Origin of the sequence: Paradesertivirga mongoliensis (assembly GCF_024436395.1) — a bacterium.
GTDB lineage: Bacteria > Bacteroidota > Bacteroidia > Sphingobacteriales > Sphingobacteriaceae > Paradesertivirga > Paradesertivirga mongoliensis.
Window position 1 is genome coordinate 449,071 of sequence record NZ_JAFMZO010000002.1, and the last position, 17,255, is coordinate 466,325.

The following is a 17,255-nucleotide window of genomic DNA, read 5'->3' on the forward strand; positions in this document are numbered from 1 at the left end:
ATGTCTTTCTTAGCTTATCATTCTTGTATTTCATTGTATTCGTCCACGCAGTCTTCTTCGTCCGCGCTCGCTGCGGCTTCTGCCAGTTGGTGGATGGTATGTTTTGACGCAGGCGCCGACACAAGAATTGATTTAGTGGTAGACGCTTCAATGGTATCGGTATCCGGACTTTCCGTTGCCGAAGTTTCATCGGTACGGTGATACATTTTTACATCGGTAATGAAATCCACATAGCTGCGCTCTTCGATAAAATTGATTAGCGTTGATTTATGAATTTTACCTCCAAAGTCGATATCGCTTGCATTTCCGTATGCCCATGGAGTAAGAAACTCGGTTATTTCCTGCTGCAGCAGCTCGCGATAATAATTAAACTCAAGTCCGCTGAGCAGCTTTAGCTTAAACTCCAGCCTTACTTCTTCAAATTGCGGATGCCTTACATTGAGTTGTACATGACAGGATATCTTCTTTTTGAGAAAGGCCTCAATTTCTTCAAGTACATTTTGGTTGGTATACGGGCGAAGCGGGTTGGCATCATTCCGGTTCAGCAAATCGGGAATGGTGATGATAGTTACGTGTCCGGGAGAAATTTCGTTGTACTCTGTACCCGAGAACCTGGTATGATTAAGGCACTTCACCTTATGGATGGCAGGAAAAGCCTCAAGAATTAGGTGTTCATAATCCCAGATGGTAATAGCCCGCGATTTATGGCGTAGGCGCTCGCTTACCCTTGGATAATATTTCGCTGTACTTTCAACCGAACGGCCGCCAAACGATGGATACGGCTGTGTGATTTTTTTAATAGAGGATGAAGGTTCTTTCAATTTAGCGATACTTCCGGCAGGTAAAGCAGAGTCCTGAAAATCAGGAGCGTTGTTATTGGGCTGAAAAGTTACGAGAGCCGCTTGAGCATCAACCGAAAGCGCTTTGCATACCGCTTCAGCATTTTCTGTTACCGATGCCCTCAGCCATATATACCCGGGAGGCAAAAGCGTATTATCTATGCTCGCATCGCCCGGAATTACAAAGTAGACTATTCCCGACTGTACCAGCTGACCTGTGGCGTCGCTTACCGACTGTCCGTCAAATGCTTTCCATTCATTATCGCTTAAATAGCTCCAGCTCAGATGCTCATCCGGCTTATCCTGCAAGGGATTGCTCGTTCCCTCCAGCAGTTGAAACAACACAGACACACTCTGGCCCGCTTGCAGGTTTTCCAGTCCAATGTAAAGTTCGCCGGTGTTGCCGACACTGCTCACTGAATCTTCAAATTGAGGTAACAATGAGATATCGGCCGCTCCATTCAGGCCAGTATGTTGCTCCGCCTCGCCGAAGGGGTATAGATGAAAGAACTGTATATCACGGCTTTCAAAGCCAACAGCATCCATTACATCCACAGAAACCGAAGCTTTGTAATGCAGGGATATTTTGTCAATAGTGGGAGTATAAGGCTCATCGGGCTCCGTTACTGTGGGAGTGCCTCCCGTATCAGTCTTAGCCAGGTCGATAAGATATTTAGTTAGCTGTTTTTGATATTCATCGTGGCCAAACCCCTCGTTTAAAGACAGTTTGATAAAGCCATTTACTGATGTTATGGCGTAAGCGTTATAACTCTCGCCGTATTCTGCGGTGACATCCTCTGATAAAGCCAGCAGGGTTGAAGGAAAACTGACGTTCGCGTTTGGCGATGAGTTGGTAGAACTATAATCACTAAGGATGCTGACGCTCGCGTCTAAATCAGTCCAGGTACCTTTTTCAAGAAAAAGGACTTTAACCTGGGGATTTGCATCCGGGTCGGTATCAGTCGCCTCGTAATCAATATCTCTGCTGCTCGCAGGTAAATCTTTCCAATTCACATTAAAATACAGGCTTGCATTTTTCTTTGTAAACAATTCCCGACTTCCCACAACCAGCGACGCCCCCTTTTTTGGCGCGGGCCCGAAAGGAAGAAATGGTTTGGCGGGGTCGAGCACTCCAAAATCGTTGGACAGAAAGAGATTTTTCAGGCCGCCGGTTATTATATTATCATCCGCATCAAGCCCAACTTTTACCTCAAGCTCAACATTGTTAATAATAATGTCTTTTAATTGCTCATATTGATAAGCTGCCGTATTACTATTGGTCAAATAAACTTTAAGCAACGGAACATTAGAATTGAATAAGCCGCCATGTATGGCATCATCATAGTTGATTATCGCCGGAACATCTCCGCGAATAGTGAATGACAACACACTGCTCGTGCCATCACTGCTTGTTGTCCATGTGGGAGCAGCCGTTTTATACCAACCGTCTTCTGTAGTTAAGTAACACTCGACAGAATTCAAAGCGACTAATTGCTGCGCGGTAAATGCCGGAGAAAATTTAACCCTCACCAGACGTTCGCCTTCAGCTAAAGACAAATTAGAGGATGCGATGGCAAAACCTATTTGCGCCAGGGGCATATTGATACTGGTGAGAGTACCATCCACTACTGTCTTATTGATGTAAGGATGCCATTCCTTATATTCTGTCTCAATTTCGGCGCCTAAACCGTCCGCCGAGTTACTTACGGGCGAAGCAAACAGCCGCCGCTCGTTGATAACTGATCCATGATTGTCGGAACTCGAGCCTTTATAAACCGACATCAGCTTCGCAACCTTCGCTTTATTAAATACTACATCCTTATCCATCGCGTACGACACCTCCTTGCCCAGGCTGTCTTTACCAGCTTTTAGTAAAGAGCCTTGTTTGAGCAGGTAAGTATCCGCCTGTTTAGCCAGTTCTACCAGAATATGAGCCTTATTGGGCGTAGATCCCCGAGGGCTAAGGCGCAAAACCTCCTTATAATAAAAATCTAAATGCGATTGGGTTAGGGTGTTAATATGTTCTTTCGAGAAACGGAAAAGCTGTAGAAACGCAAGAAACAAAGCATAGTGAGGCGTATGCGTATTTAAGGATAATGTTTGCACGAGCGAGGCTTCTGCGCCCTTAATGATCTTCGCATAGGCCATTAAAAACTGGTCGAACAGCCCTTTAAATAGGTTATGGTTGGCTGCATGGTTTATTTTGCGAATGGCTTCGGAAGCCGGATCTCCGTAGATGCTCTTATCACCCGTGATGCCAGAGTAAAAGTCGGCCCAGGTTGTTGAATCTTTAAACCAAACAGAAGACAGGCCCTCTGCTATCCTTGTTTGAGCTTTCACAACCGACAATCTCAGAATTCTCCAGTCCGCATGGTCAAGTTCCTTAGTCAAACCAAGCTTTCTCCCTCCCTTATAATAGGCTAGAAGCCTTTTCAAAGCCGGTTGCAACTTCAGCCGAATCAGATTTAAAATGGTGAATTTAAACTGATTGTCGTCGGCAAGTTTCAACAGAAAATCGTCGAGAGCCTTGCATAACGTAAGGATACCGCTAAATAAAGCGCCTAAATTTTCTTTTTTTTCGCTGAGCTGCCCCTCATCGCTTTTTAAAACATCGAATTTTGATTTTATCTCCAACTTATACGTATCAACGTCCTGTATTGCGATAGAGCCCAGAACCGCCGAGACATCGCTTTCAAAAAATGGCTTCCAGTTTCCGACTGCCTTGTTGGTGGCGTCGTAATAGTTCAAATAGGTAGAAAATTCGCTGGCAAACACCATCCAATCGGCATAATCGCGTTCATCTACGCTGACGTAACCCGCCGTCATACCTTTGAGCATGCGCTGTTCCTGACTTGTACCGCCTCTCTTTAATGGATTTTTATTGTTACCGCAAGCCATTGGTTAGAAAGCTACAGGGTTATTAGTGGTGATAAATTGCAGTTCGGTTCCCTCGTTCCGGTAATAAGGGTATACAAAATTGAATCTTGAGTTGGTCGCCCGAACCACATATTCAATTTCGAGTACAATAATCCCTTCCAGTTCATTATCTGTATTTAGCTCGATCTTTTTTGCATCAATTCTAGGTTCGAAGTATAGAATGGCAGTTTTTATTTTGTCGATGATGAGCGTTTTAGTGGTAGTATCCAGCGCCTCGAAAATCAGCTCGTCCATATTGCAGCCATATTTTGGCTGCATTAGCCTTTCGCCTACTCCCGTCGACAATAATATTTCAAGGCTTTTATAGATATCATCAACTTTTTCAGTCATTTCTACCGACTGCGAAGTGATATTAAAAGTGGGAGGAAAACTCCATCCGCGGCCTAAAAAATCGTTTGTTATTTCTGCCATCATTCAATTATTTAACCACCAATCATTACCGTAGGGCACCCTACTACTATAGAACCTCCGTGTGCGGTCGAGTCGCCTACGCGCGCCGCTGGCATTCCGCCGATCATCACTGAGGATGAGCCGGCTACGATGCTGTCAGGCGGCCCCGTACAAGTCGCCATATCGCCAACCCGTGCGGCTGGCATTCCGCCGATTAAAACTGTCGGTGCTCCGGCAGGTAATACCGGACCGCCTACATGAGGCACAGTTCCGTTTACCATCGGACACGTGTGCATATCTCCTACTCGTGCTGCAAGTGGCATATCATTAATTTATTTGTACCATAGATCCTTTCACGGTAGTGCTTCCGCCAGATGATATTTCAGCAGTGCTGCTTCCCTCAATTTTGGCCCCTCCGCTGCCTTTCACATTAATATTTACCCCTTCGGCTTTAATATCTGTCGCGGCTTTCAATACGATATCTTTTATGCTTTCAATTTTAACACCGTCCTGATCCATACTCAGCTTATTACCGTGCTGATCCTCCATCTTAATGGCTTTATCTTCCTCAGAAAGCAAAACTTTGTTTCCTGCCGGAGTTTCTATGTTGATCGTCTTTTTGTCGTCGTTGAAAATCACCTTCATGCCACTTCTGGAAACATATCCCTTTTCATGGTTGTCGTCGCTGGCCACTATCGGCGCAGCCTTGGCACTACTGTTACACATTCCCAGAATCACCGCGAAGCGGGGATCATTATTAATAAATCCCACAATCACTTCATCTCCGATTTCTGGCCTGAAAAAAGTGCCTCTTTCGCTGCCCGCATCAAGCGTACTTATTCTGCTCCAGATCCCTTCATCCTCGGTATTGATATGCGGCAGACGAACCATAATCCGGTCTTCGCCGTCTGGATCGCCTTCCAACTTAGTAACTACTCCGATCTGCAATCCCTGTATAGCCGGCAATAATGCGCCGGCCAGCGGTTGCTGTACCGGATAGGTTTGAACAAACCACTCGGGATTGACGCCGAACTGCAGGGTGGTTTGCCAGTTCCCTTTGTCTATCTGATGCCGTACGCCGGTTACAAATAGTTTTCCTTCAAATCGCTCGCCTACTCCATTTAGCTGGAACATGGTGCCCGGTTTTACAGCGGCCGTTCCGTCGGTGGTAACCCGCCCTCTAATCTTGGCCAGCTTATGCTTAAGCATTTTTGCATTGGCCCACTGCTGTAATTCCTGCTCGCTTAACTTTCCGCTATGCTGTAACATAAAACTTTCCTCACCCGCAACATCTGCCAAGGTATCGGTAGTAATATTTCCCGTATCCGGCACACCGGGATCCTCTGCTTCCACATTACTGATCATCTCTTGATCAGTCGAATTCCATGCGGCAGCTTTTACTGCCTTAAACTGCAGACGGGCATCAATCTCCGCATCCAGATCGTGTACAGTTGCTCCGTATTGTACCGTAAGGACAGGGGCCGATGCAAAATCCGGCCTGGCAATTTCCAGTTTTCCATCGTTGGCAATACACAATAAGCCGTTTGCATCAACTCTGCATAACATCATATCCCAGTCCGTTGTATTGTACTGCACCAGTTCCTTATGTGATATTTGGGTAGTTTCTACGTCTTTTTCGATGCCATGAGCGTCTATCAGTTCTTCAATCACATCGCTGTCTTTCACATCTTTAAAATATTTGCTTTTGCATGATACGGTCATTTTCACCGCTTCATCCCTGCATTCGATCATCAAAACTGAACTGTTCTTCCTCACCTTGATACCATGTTTTATCACCAGGCCTTTAAAGATCGTTTCTTCTTCTGTGCGATATCCGGCTTTGATTTCCAGTTTCTTTCCGGGTTCAAAATCTGTTTTGTTACTGATGTCAAACGACTCCTTCGCGGGCTCACCGTCCATCATGATGATAATTGCTGAAGGAATCCGGTTAATCTCTTTATTCACTATAATACTTAACACATGATAGGTTTTTGAAACCTCGTTCCCCTCCGAAAGGATAGTGAACGTACAAACACTTTTAGGCGCATCAGAAGCTATTGTTCTTTCATTCGGCATATTAACTTGTGGCTTTTACCAGTGGCGGAAAAAACAATTCGGTTCCTTGTGCCAGCTCCCTGAAATTGTAAAGCTTATTCACTTTGGCCACCTGCAGATAATATTTTGAATCGCCATAAATATTGTAACACATCAGAGGCAAGGTATCTCCCATCTTCACTGTGCGATAATGTGTCAGATCTGGCGATTGCGGATTTTCTGTGGCAACACGCAAAGTCTCCTCGATGCTTCCTTTAAAACCGGCTTTGCATATAGCTCTTATCGGGCTGCCGTCGGGATTGAATAACTTATAAGTAATGCTCAGCGAGTTGCACCTGCCCTTAAATATGAAATTGCCCCAAACCAACTTGAAATGTTTCGGTTCGTGCGATGCGCTGTCGTATTCAAGCAGCATAAGCTTAAAACTCTCCACCTCATCATGAATACTATCCCTTTTTTCGCCATTTGTAATTCCGGTACAATCGAACAAAAACTCAAAAGCCATTTCCTCGGGCTTTTTCACATTGAATCGCTGCGTTGCCGCACTTGTGCCCGCACCCTGCCCTTCGGTAAACTCGACCTTGTAATCCAACACATAGCTTTCCGGATTAATCATGGCAGTAAACGTGTTGCCTACTTTATGATTATCCGCAAAATCCGGGTTGTTATAAGCCAGTATCTTTATTTTTTCGAGCTTACCTTGTGCCATTATCGTTCAGTTTTATTGTTGAATATCTCGAGTACCTGTTCTACACATTGCTGAATTAAAGCCTGGTCATCCGGCTTCCCCTCAGATTTTTGCGCGGCAGGCGACGAATCTGTTTCGGGTTGTGGCTGGTTAACGGTAACCCGTATATGCAGTTCTTTTATTTCAAGCGGCATTAGTTAACAGTAAAATAGTTATAGCTTAATTCTAGCGTTTCGATGACAATGGAATTATCCTGGGCATTAAGGTCAGACACCGACCATTTCTTCGGCCAGGCATTATAAACATTCCAGGTTTTTAATGGCTGATGCTCTTCGTTCAGCAGAATCACATTGATCTGTGCCGGTTTAAATTCCCTGTTCTGTAAAGCATCGAGACACCACTTAATCACTTTCGAATCGGTCAGCATGCCGCGTTTCAGAGATAGGTCGGGATACTTAGTTCGCAGCGGTAATTTGTGCTCAAACCTGTTCTCCCCTCCTTCTTTGAAAGATTCGGTGTCATATTCGACCGTGAGGCCGGCAACAGACTGAAAACGAATGTCGTTGTCGTTGCCGATGCCCACAAATTCTACCTTGAAATGAAAGCCTACTGGCGGATAATACCCACCGGCTACCGGTGCTTTAGCCATAAAACGAAAGATTAATAAGAATAAATCAGAGGTTCCTGCCTGCGCACTAATTCATTATATCGAGGCCTTCGTGAGCCAACTCAATGGTTTCAATAGCCACCTCATTTCCATCAGCCTTTAAATCACTGGCTTGAACTTTAATCGGGAAAGCGTTCATAACCTTCCAGCTTATCACCGGCTCATGATTTTCGTTCAATAAAGAAATCGTCAAATCGCGGCGTTCGATGGTATTCATTTTCACCGTCTTCATCCAGGTATAAAATTCTTTATCATCGCTTATGGTTCCGCGCTTAAGCGTAATATTGCTGAATTTTTGTAGTCCGGGCATTTTTATTTTTGAGAATTGCGGACTCGAGCCTTCACGATATTCGATCGGTTCTAATTGAATATCTAAGCCGGTTACTTCAGAGAAACCGATACGGGTACCACCCCACTGAACCAGGAAGTGAAACTTTGGAAGAGGATATGTTGCCATATTTTAATGTTTTTAAATAGATTAAGGTATTGGTTAAATCAACTTTCGGCCAGCTTATGGCTAAAGCGAAGAATGATAAATTCTGCTGGTCTCACTACGGCCATTCCAATTTCGACAATCATTCGTCCCTCCAGTATATCTAAGGCTGTCATCGTCTTATTAAGACCGACCGCAACATAAAAGGCATGTTCGGGTTTTGCGCCCTGTAAAGCCCCCTGCCTCCATAAGGTGACCAGGAAATTTTCGAGCATACCCTGAACTTTTATCCAGGTAGTAGAATCGTTGGCTTCAAATACAAAACCTTCTGTCGCTTTTTTACTGCTTTCTTCAACCATATTAAAGAAACGTCTTACCGAAATGTACCGCCATTCATTATCATTCCCGGCAAGTGTACGCGCACCCCATATCAAAATTCCTTTTCCCGTAAAAGCCCTGATTACATTAATTGATTTTCCGGCGGTGGTATCCACATTCAGATTCGCCTGGTCTTCTGCCGTTACTTGTTTAGTAAGACCCGAAACCAGGTTTAAACTCACGTTTGCGGGCGCCTTCCAAACCCCTCGCGTGCTATCTACCAGTGCGTATACACCCACCACGCTGCTGCTTGGCGGCAAAACCACCCGTAACTTATCTATTTCCAGTTTTACAAGGGACTGCAGCTCAGTAGTTAGCGAACTGTAGGCGGCAGCTGTTTCATCTTTTTCATCCGTGTCGGTATAGTCGCCATCATCATTTCTATCGCTTTTCCAGGCAACAGTAAGTGTATCCAGGGTATACTGGTAATTTAAAGACGTGCGTAAAAAAGGATGGTAGGCAGCACCATACTTTAGGTTGGTAGTTCCAATGCCCGAAACCGCTCGCAACGTTTCCGTATCGTCACCATGGCAGTCCATCACCACAAACCTGTCCTGCAGTTTACCGGCTTCCAAAAGCGCAGTGTCGTAAACATCATATGCATCGCTGGCTGCAGAGATTTTGGCTGCCTGTGGAAATACCAGTAAAGTAGGTTCATCATACCGGCTCGACATTTTAAGTCCGGCAATCAGGTTGGTGTGCGAAATGGTAGAGCCCGAAGTATTGCCTACGCTAACAATGTAGCATGGGCCCCCTCCATTTGCAAAGTACATTTGCATGTGATAATACATGGTATGTACCGAGGGGGTTGCCACCGATGCACTTATAACACGGCTCTTCAAAACCGAGGGCGTAGTTGCAGTATAGGTCTCGTCTATACTTACAGTTAGCGTTTCGTTAACTCCCTTTCCAAAGTAAGTTTCATACTCCAGCAGAGATGTAATCCGCTTGGCTTCCGTTACCGTGATAGAATCGATAAGGGCCGTTGGCAGCGGCGAGCCTTCGATGCCGCTCTTTTCTGTGTAGCCGATAAAAACGGGAATCGCCGTTTCTACCTGTGCAACAGATGGTGGAAGCTTTGGTATTTCCTCAATATAAACACCAGGGGTTTTGTAAGATGTTGCCATATTAATTACTGTTTATGTTTTAATAATTCAGATGTAATTCCGCGCTGTAATAACTGTTCCCGTTCATTTCAATTAATGCCAGCCTATCAGGAGACGGATTGCCTATCGGCGACACAGTCCCCAGAGCTGTCGATTCTATCGATAAAGTATTGATGGTGCTTTCGCTGACAAGAACAGGTTTTGCAGAGACGAACTGGTTAGCTCCGGCTGATGTGAAGACTACTTTATCCGGTAAGGGCCGGCTATCGTTCACAGCCGTAACATCACTGCTCTTTGCTACATATTTCCATATCAGAGCACGGTTGGCAAAATTGATCAGGAACAGGGGCTCCTTGCTTTTTCCCGAAGCGCTGAACAAGGCAAAGGCATTGCCGGGAGGCAAGTGATTAAAAACCTCTATAATTCCGAATATGTTGTCATAAACCGCATCGCTATCCAGATAGATGTATTTCACTTCACCATTCACGTCAATCTTATATTTTCCCTTTGGTAGATTCTCCAGTCGGACAGGCACGGAGGTTTGAGGGTCGGTATAACTGAGATTAACAGTATCCATCACGGCCAGATCATAACTGCCGCTGGTAATACTTAGTCCGAACACATTGATAGTAAAATTGGTGTTTGCAATGGCGTTAAACAGATATAAATAAGACGATACCTCAACCATGTCGTTTGAATTGACATATTGTATCTTCCCTCTGTTCAGCCAATAATCCTGCTCCGTAAGAGCATGCGTAGCCGCACTGTTACTTGGTTTTATCGCTTCAAAAACAGTATCCGACCCATTCGCCGCCAACATACCAATAGGGTATTCGGCGGAGCTATTGTATACCGGAACTTTTGAATTGAGATAAAGCGCGGTAACTACTTTAGTTTGGTTTATATTGCTGAAGTAATAGCGCTTACCTTCCGAAGGATGATAGCCAATATTGGTAAAGTTGATGAAACGGCGATTTTTGAGCCGCATAAAAAAGGTAAATTTCTGCGAAGAACCTGGTGTAACTACCGGGTTATCTGAATCACCGACCTTTATCAATACAATAAGCCTGTTAGCGATTACTTTAAATAGCATTCCCAGCCCCTTCAGCGCCGACTTTGTCACCATTGATGGTACTATTTCAAAGTCTTCACACCGCATATCGCTGTAGTAATCGTGCCGCAGCTCAACATTGAAGAGTATTTTATACCTCAGGTTCATGATACAACAAGCTTGGATTTTGTGTTCGTACCGATTTCCGTTATAAAGCCGCCTCCAGCTATCGTGGCATTCTCGTCGATGCTTATCTGCCTTACCTTATAGAGCACCGATGGAATATATTTGCCCCCCATCGTGCTCCACAAGTGGTTTATTTGTTCGAAATTTAGTGTATACAGATCCACTATAAGTTTTTCAATGCCTGCGTCGAGAGCGGGATGGCTTATGCGTGTAAATACGTTTTGATATTGAAAAAACTGAATGATGAAAGCCAGCCACTTCAGGCTGTCGCTATATTCTGTACGGTTCACCGCAAACAATATGTATAAATTGAGGCAGGTGGGTGGATTTTTATAGGTTATCCCGGTTTCAGTTTTGACAAAGTTTTCCGGCTGCTTTGCCAGACGATCTTCCTCAACATTCACTAATGATAATATAGCCTTATTTGACAAAGAGTTTGTACCCGTGGTGTCGTTATCAAGCGCTCTTGAGATATTTCCAAGTACCAGCCTGGGATCGGTATTCAGTCCCAACTTTAGCGACAGGTAATTATTTACCTCATCGGATATGAACTTTAACGTTTCGTTTATCATGCTAATGAACTTCTAGCAAAAAAACTTACGGAACGTACTTAATAATTTCCCGTTTTACACAGACATCTCTTCACAGTATTAAGGCAGAACCTGTAAAAGATTTTTTTAGTTAATAGATAGATTTCCAGATAGATTGAGAGCTAAGGTAAAATTATTTTAGTTAAAAAAAATAAAAAAAATATTTTTTTAAGCCTGACAAGATTTTTTCTACCAACCAACACTTAAACCGCTATAAAACATATCATTGGCAGTCTGTGGATCTGTCCAATCCCTTGCGAACTAATAAAAAAGATTTCCGCGAAGTATTGGAAACCTGAATCTATGCATGTGTTGAATACTTGTTAACCAACAATGGCACCCAATCTGAGATTAATTTTCAAATAAAAATCAAGATATATGCTGAAAATTAAAAAAATATAGAATTAAAACACAAAAATCCATCTGTAACGCATAAAATATTTAGAAATATTACACATAACTGCCATATTTTTTAATAAAAACAGAATTTTCAACAACAAACAAGAGTCATGTCTTGACATTTTTATAAAAATTGAGGATTTATATGATTTATATCATACTTTTTAATGCTTTTATTTAAATTTGCTTTATAATAATTGATTATTTCTAAAACAAAGCCCAGAAAAAAGTCAATTTAAGAGAATGTACTATCAAATTTATACAACATGAACAAAAAACCGATAATTGTAGTAGCTGGCAATGGTATGGTTGGCTACAAGTTTTGTGAAAAGCTAATTTCAAAAACAACGGATTATCAGGTAGTGGTATTCGGAGAAGAACCCAGGCCCGCGTACGATCGCGTTCATTTGAGCGAGTACTTCAACGGAAAGACTGCAGAAGATCTGTCAATGTCTCCATCCGGATGGTATGAAGCAAATAACATTCAATTACACCTTAACGATGTAGTTCAGGAGATTAACCGAACCGAAAAAACCGTACACTCCTTAAAAGGAACAGTTCAGAAATATGATTACCTGGTTCTTGCAACGGGCTCATCAGCCTTCGTACCAGACATCCCGGGAATAGAAAAAGACGGGGTGTTTGTTTATCGCACTATTGAAGATCTTGAATTAATCAGCAACTACGCTGCAAAATCCAGGAATGGAGCAGTAATGGGCGGTGGATTGCTCGGATTGGAGGCAGCAAAAGCCCTGCTCGATTTAGGTATAAAAGAAACCCACGTGATTGAATTTGCGCCGCGCTTAATGCCAAGGCAAATCGATCAGCCAGGAAGCGCCATGCTCCAAATGAAATTGAAAGAACTTGGCTTACATATTCATTTAAATAAAAGCACAGCAAAAATTGCCGGCGACGGAAAGATTGAAGCACTGGAATTTACCGATGAAACTTCGCTCGCGGTCGACATGCTGGTTATATCAGCAGGGATACGCCCCAGAGATGAACTTGCGAAACTGTCAGGACTTGAGGTAGGAACCAGAGGCGGTATCGTGGTAAACGACTATATGCAGACGAGCGATGATGATATTTTTGCTATAGGCGAGTGCGCATTACACAGCGGTATGATATACGGACTCGTAGCCCCAGGTTATGAAATGGCCGATGTAGTAGTTGCGAAGATTCTTGACTCAGACAAAAGCTTTACAGGCTTCGACATGAGCACCAAGCTTAAACTTATCGGCATTGACGTGGCAAGCTTCGGCGACCCGTTTATAAACAACCCCGATTGCAAAATCATTGCCTTTGAAGACACGAACAAAGGCATCTACAAACGCATCAACATCAGCAATGATGGAAAAAACTTATTAGGGGGCATTTTAATTGGCGACGCCGATGACTACAACATCCTGCTTCAGAATGTAAAGAATAGGATAACACTACCTGAGAATCCGGAAGATCTTATTTTGGGAGCCAGAGGCGGAGCTGCAACTGAAGGCTCGGGCGTAATGAGCCTGCCCGATGATGCCATGATCTGCTCATGCGAATCGGTAAGCAAAGGAGCTATTTGCGATGCAGTCAAGTTAGACAACATCACATCACTGGACGGAATAAAGAAATGCACCAAAGCAGGAACCTGCTGCGGCGGATGTGTACCGCTGGTAAAAGACCTCATTAACGGCACCATGAAGGAAAGCGGATTGTACGTAAAGAATGTACTCTGCGAACATTTCGACTACTCACGCCAGGAGCTCATGGACCTTATCCGGATGAACAATGTGCGTTCGTATGACGAAGCTTTAGACCACTATGGAAAAGGCGACGGCTGCGAAACCTGCAAACCCGCCGTTGCCAGTATTCTTTCCTCGCTCTGGAACGACCTGATAGTCAAGCAAGCTCCCATACAGGACAGTAACGACCGCTATCTGGCAAACATCCAAAAGGGAGGAACTTACTCGGTTGTACCGAGAATTCCGGGCGGCGAGATAACTCCGGATAAACTGATCGCTATCGGACAGGTAGCCAAGAAATACAACTTATACACCAAGATTACCGGAGGGCAGCGAATTGATTTATTTGGGGCCCATGTAAATGACCTGCCCGCAATCTGGGAAGAGCTGATAGAAGCAGGATTCGAAAGCGGACATGCCTATGGCAAATCGCTCAGAACAGTAAAAAGTTGCGTAGGAAGTACCTGGTGCAGATTCGGATTACATGACAGCGTAAGCTTCGCTATAGAGATAGAAGAGCGCTACAAAGGAATCCGCTCTCCGCATAAATTAAAAGGTGGCGTTAGCGGATGTATTCGGGAATGTGCCGAGGCCCAGGCAAAAGACTTCGGAATTATCGCAACAGACAAAGGCTGGAACCTTTACGTATGCGGAAACGGGGGATCAAAACCGCAACACGCCTTATTACTTGCCAGCGATATCGATAAAGAAACACTGGTTAAATACCTTGATCGCTTCCTGATGTTTTACATCAAAACAGCAGATCCACTTGCAAGAACCGCGACCTGGCTAAATAAGATGGAAGGAGGTTTAAGTTATTTGAAGAATGTGATCATTAACGACAGTCTTGGCATATGCGAACAACTTGAGGAAGAAATGCAGGGATTGGTAGACAGCTTCCACTGCGAATGGAAGGAAGTAGTGCAAAACGAAGAACTGCGCAAACGCTTTGTTCACTTCGTGAATGCGCCGGAAGAGAAAGATCCATCAGTAGATTTTGACCCAATGCGCGACCAAGTGAAAGCAAAAGAGTGGTAGAAAAACATAACAGATTTAAAGCAAAAGCAACATGGAAATAGCAGTAGAAACTTTAAAATGGATTTTGGCCTGTACAACAGCCGACGTACCAGAAAATGGCGGCGCCTGCGTTAAACACGGCGACGAACAAATTGCACTTTTCAATTTTACCCGCCGAAACGAGTGGTATGCCACCCAAAATCTGTGCCCGCACAAACAACAAATGGCGCTTTCGCGGGGCATGATTGGCAGCACTGGCGAAGAGTGCGAACCAAAAGTGGCTTGTCCATTCCATAAAAAAACATTTTCATTAATCTCCGGCGAATGCCTTAGTGGAGAAGAATATGAAATAAAAACATATCCCGTGCGAATTATCGACGATAAGGTCTATATCGGGATAAAGGAAACGGCTTAGTAATAAGCTGTTATTGTTAAATAAAAGGGTCCCGGTAGAAATACCGGGTTTTTTATTTGCAAATTGAGCTATAAGAGCGAGAAGACATAAAGCGTTTCTATCTTTGCGATAAAGAATTAGGCCACGAAGACTTGGTTAAGGCGGCTAAGACACTGAAATCTTAATTAACCTTCAGCCTTGTGTCTTCATAGCAAATAAAACAAACATGCGCGACATCACCAGCAAACAAATAACACTTCGCACGGCCCAAGCCATCGCTATACTTTTTTGCTCAAAAGAGACTATTGAATTAATAAAGAACGGGCAGCTTCCGAAAGGGAATTTATTCGACGTTGCCCGGGCTGCCGGTTTTATCGGCGCTAAGCTCACTCCACAACTTCTTCCACATTGCCATCCGGTCACCATCGATGGCATGGATATATCCTTTGACTATATCGATTCAGAGAAACATGGAGAGCATTTGACTGAAGACATATTATCACGCCCCGGAATTGTGATAACCGGAAACGCCAAGTCGATAGGCCGTACAGGCATCGAGATGGAGATACTTACCGCAGTTTCGATTGCTGCGCTGGAAATCTACGACATGCTTAAACCGGTTGATAGTACACTTGAAATAGGCAATATCAAACTACTGGAAAAACGCGGCGGAAAAAGCGACCGGAAAAAATTCTTTTCCACCTCTCCTACCTGCGCGGTTTTGGTATGCTCAGATTCGACAGCCGAAGGAAAGCGGGAAGACAACAGTGGAAAGCTGATCTGTAAAATGCTTGAAAATGTAAACGCCAAGGTGGTGGACTACCAGATACTTCCTGATGAGAAGAATCAAATACAGGAACAAATTCTCAAGTGGGTGGCCGAAGACGTGCATTTTGTGTTTACCACAGGCGGCACAGGGCTGGGCCCACGCGACAATACAGTATCCGCAATAAAAGAAATTTTGGAGCGCGATGCTGAAGGAATAATGGAAACCATCCGCTCGTTCGGACAAATGAGAACACCACTCGCTATGATGAGCCGCGGCGTTGCCGGATCTATAAAACATACGCTGGTAGTTACCCTTCCGGGGAGCAGTGATGGCGCGAGGGAATCTATGGAAGCGATCTTGCCGGCCGTTTTTCACGCCCGGAAAATGATGAAAGGCGGCGGACACTAACGCGGGTGCAAAGAAAAACAAATGTAACGAACATGAAAACTTACCTGGAGGCCTTAAATATCATATTATCACAGGCTCAATCTTTTGGAACCGAGATGATACATTTGGATGATGCCGACGGAAGGGTTTTATCTGAAGACATAGCAGCCGACCGGGATTACCCCCCCTTCAACCGTTCGGCGATGGACGGCTATGCTATTATGATCCAAGATTGGCAGCAAGGCATCAGAGAATTTGGAATCCAGGAAATCATCTACGCTGGCGCCTCTCCAAGTCAGGAACTGAAACCGGGCGCTGCCTTCAAAATAATGACGGGCGCCGCAGTACCATTCCCGGCCAACGCAGTAATTCGCAAGGAAGACTGTGTGCAGACAGGAAACCAGGTTTCATTAATAATCGAAAACCTGAAAGAATTTCAAAACGTCGCCAGAAAGGGAGAAGACCTGCTAGAAGGAGACATTGCTCTCTCGGCTCAAACACCATGTACCCCAGCAGCTATCAGCACACTGGCTACACTTGGAAAATCAGAGATACAGGTGGCGGCATTACCGAAGGTGGCACTTTTCACAACCGGAAATGAAATAAAGCCTCTTGGTGCGAAGGTATCGGATACAGAAATCAGAAACAGCAATTACTATTTACTTCGATCTTTATTAAAAAAATGGAATATTACGCCAGCAGTGTACCGCCACCTACCCGATAACGTTACTGAACTGAAAAACCATATCGAAAACGCGCTAGATACTGACATCATAATTATGAGTGGCGGCGTATCTGCGGGCGATGCCGACTATGTGCCAGAGGTCCTGGAAAACCTTGGAGTAGAGAAATTATTTCATAAAGTATCGATTAAACCCGGAAAACCGATCTGGTGCGGAAAAGCACGAGGCGGGCCAATAGTCTTTGCACTGCCTGGCAATCCATTTTCTTCTTTCGTCACTTTCAAAATTTTCGTGGAATCCTTTTTATCTAAATCCATGGGACTAAACCCACCGAGACAATTGGAAGGTGTTTTCAGAGGAGAAAAAAGAAAAAAAACCAATTTCGATGAATTTTTTCCAGTAAAATTCAGCGAATCTGGAAAAGAACTTGAAACAACCAGCCTGAATGGCTCCGGAGATATAAGACTCGGAATTAACGCCAACGCATTAGCAGTTCACCCTGCCGCAACAGACACTCTGAGAGAGGGGCAAATAATACCTTATTATATTTTATAGTAGT

At 44.2% G+C, this 17,255-nt stretch carries 15 protein-coding genes; 4 read left to right on the forward strand and 11 right to left on the reverse strand.

Annotated features, from left to right (window positions below):
• Nucleotides 1-17: 17 nt before the first annotated feature.
• Genes J3P43_RS08020 through J3P43_RS08070 form a run of 11 tightly spaced genes read right to left on the reverse strand, consistent with a single transcriptional unit; the run spans nt 18 to nt 11,302 of the window.
• Nucleotides 18-3,737 carry a baseplate J/gp47 family protein gene (locus J3P43_RS08020; protein WP_255901040.1) on the reverse strand — a complete coding sequence of 1,240 codons (3,720 nt, stop codon included), beginning with the start codon at nt 3,735-3,737 and terminating at the stop codon, nt 18-20.
• Nucleotides 3,738-3,740: 3 nt separating this feature from the next.
• Nucleotides 3,741-4,187 (reverse strand): GPW/gp25 family protein, encoded by a 447-nt coding sequence (locus J3P43_RS08025; RefSeq protein ID WP_255901042.1) that lies wholly within the window; start codon nt 4,185-4,187, stop codon nt 3,741-3,743.
• Nucleotides 4,188-4,198: 11 nt separating this feature from the next.
• A complete protein-coding gene (locus J3P43_RS08030; RefSeq protein WP_255901045.1) occupies nt 4,199-4,489 on the reverse strand; it encodes a PAAR domain-containing protein in 291 nt (96 codons plus the stop codon).
• A gap of 4 nt (nt 4,490-4,493) precedes the next feature.
• The gene (gene vgrG / locus J3P43_RS08035; RefSeq protein ID WP_255901046.1) at nt 4,494-6,242 is read right to left on the reverse strand and encodes a type VI secretion system tip protein VgrG; all 1,749 of its coding nucleotides are present in this window, start codon (nt 6,240-6,242) and stop codon (nt 4,494-4,496) included.
• Nucleotide 6,243: 1 nt separating this feature from the next.
• Complete coding sequence (locus J3P43_RS08040; RefSeq protein WP_255901047.1) at nt 6,244-6,930, reverse strand: CIS tube protein; 687 nt, start codon at nt 6,928-6,930, stop codon at nt 6,244-6,246.
• Nucleotides 6,930-7,103 carry a DUF5908 family protein gene (locus J3P43_RS08045; protein WP_255901049.1) on the reverse strand — a complete coding sequence of 58 codons (174 nt, stop codon included), beginning with the start codon at nt 7,101-7,103 and terminating at the stop codon, nt 6,930-6,932. The genes J3P43_RS08040 and J3P43_RS08045 overlap by 1 nt, the downstream gene beginning before the upstream one ends.
• A complete protein-coding gene (locus J3P43_RS08050; protein ID WP_255901050.1) occupies nt 7,103-7,558 on the reverse strand; it encodes a phage tail protein in 456 nt (151 codons plus the stop codon). The genes J3P43_RS08045 and J3P43_RS08050 overlap by 1 nt, the downstream gene beginning before the upstream one ends.
• Before the next feature lie 46 nt (nt 7,559-7,604).
• Nucleotides 7,605-8,033, reverse strand: coding sequence for a phage tail protein (locus tag J3P43_RS08055; protein WP_255901052.1), 429 nt, complete (start codon nt 8,031-8,033; stop codon nt 7,605-7,607).
• Between the two features lie 38 nt (nt 8,034-8,071).
• Nucleotides 8,072-9,514 carry a phage tail sheath family protein gene (locus J3P43_RS08060; protein ID WP_255901054.1) on the reverse strand — a complete coding sequence of 481 codons (1,443 nt, stop codon included), beginning with the start codon at nt 9,512-9,514 and terminating at the stop codon, nt 8,072-8,074.
• 19 nt (nt 9,515-9,533) lie between these two features.
• Nucleotides 9,534-10,712, reverse strand: a complete 1,179-nt coding sequence (locus J3P43_RS08065; protein ID WP_255901056.1) for a hypothetical protein — start codon at nt 10,710-10,712, stop codon at nt 9,534-9,536.
• Complete coding sequence (locus tag J3P43_RS08070) at nt 10,709-11,302, reverse strand: Pvc16 family protein (RefSeq protein WP_255901057.1); 594 nt, start codon at nt 11,300-11,302, stop codon at nt 10,709-10,711. Before J3P43_RS08070 ends, J3P43_RS08065 begins: the two co-directional genes overlap by 4 nt.
• Before the next feature lie 683 nt (nt 11,303-11,985).
• Here J3P43_RS08070 and nirB point away from each other — a divergent pair.
• The 4 genes from nirB (at nt 11,986) to J3P43_RS08090 (ending at nt 17,251) form a co-directional block, all read left to right on the forward strand.
• Nucleotides 11,986-14,484, forward strand: a complete 2,499-nt coding sequence (gene nirB / locus J3P43_RS08075; RefSeq protein ID WP_255901059.1) for a nitrite reductase large subunit NirB — start codon at nt 11,986-11,988, stop codon at nt 14,482-14,484.
• 31 nt (nt 14,485-14,515) lie between these two features.
• A complete protein-coding gene (gene nirD / locus J3P43_RS08080) occupies nt 14,516-14,878 on the forward strand; it encodes a nitrite reductase small subunit NirD (protein WP_255901060.1) in 363 nt (120 codons plus the stop codon).
• Between the two features lie 205 nt (nt 14,879-15,083).
• Nucleotides 15,084-16,034, forward strand: coding sequence for a bifunctional molybdenum cofactor biosynthesis protein MoaC/MoaB (moaCB, locus tag J3P43_RS08085; RefSeq protein ID WP_255901061.1), 951 nt, complete (start codon nt 15,084-15,086; stop codon nt 16,032-16,034).
• 32 nt (nt 16,035-16,066) lie between these two features.
• The gene (locus J3P43_RS08090) at nt 16,067-17,251 is read left to right on the forward strand and encodes a molybdopterin molybdotransferase MoeA (protein ID WP_255901063.1); all 1,185 of its coding nucleotides are present in this window, start codon (nt 16,067-16,069) and stop codon (nt 17,249-17,251) included.
• The last annotated feature ends 4 nt before the right edge of the window (nt 17,252-17,255 follow it).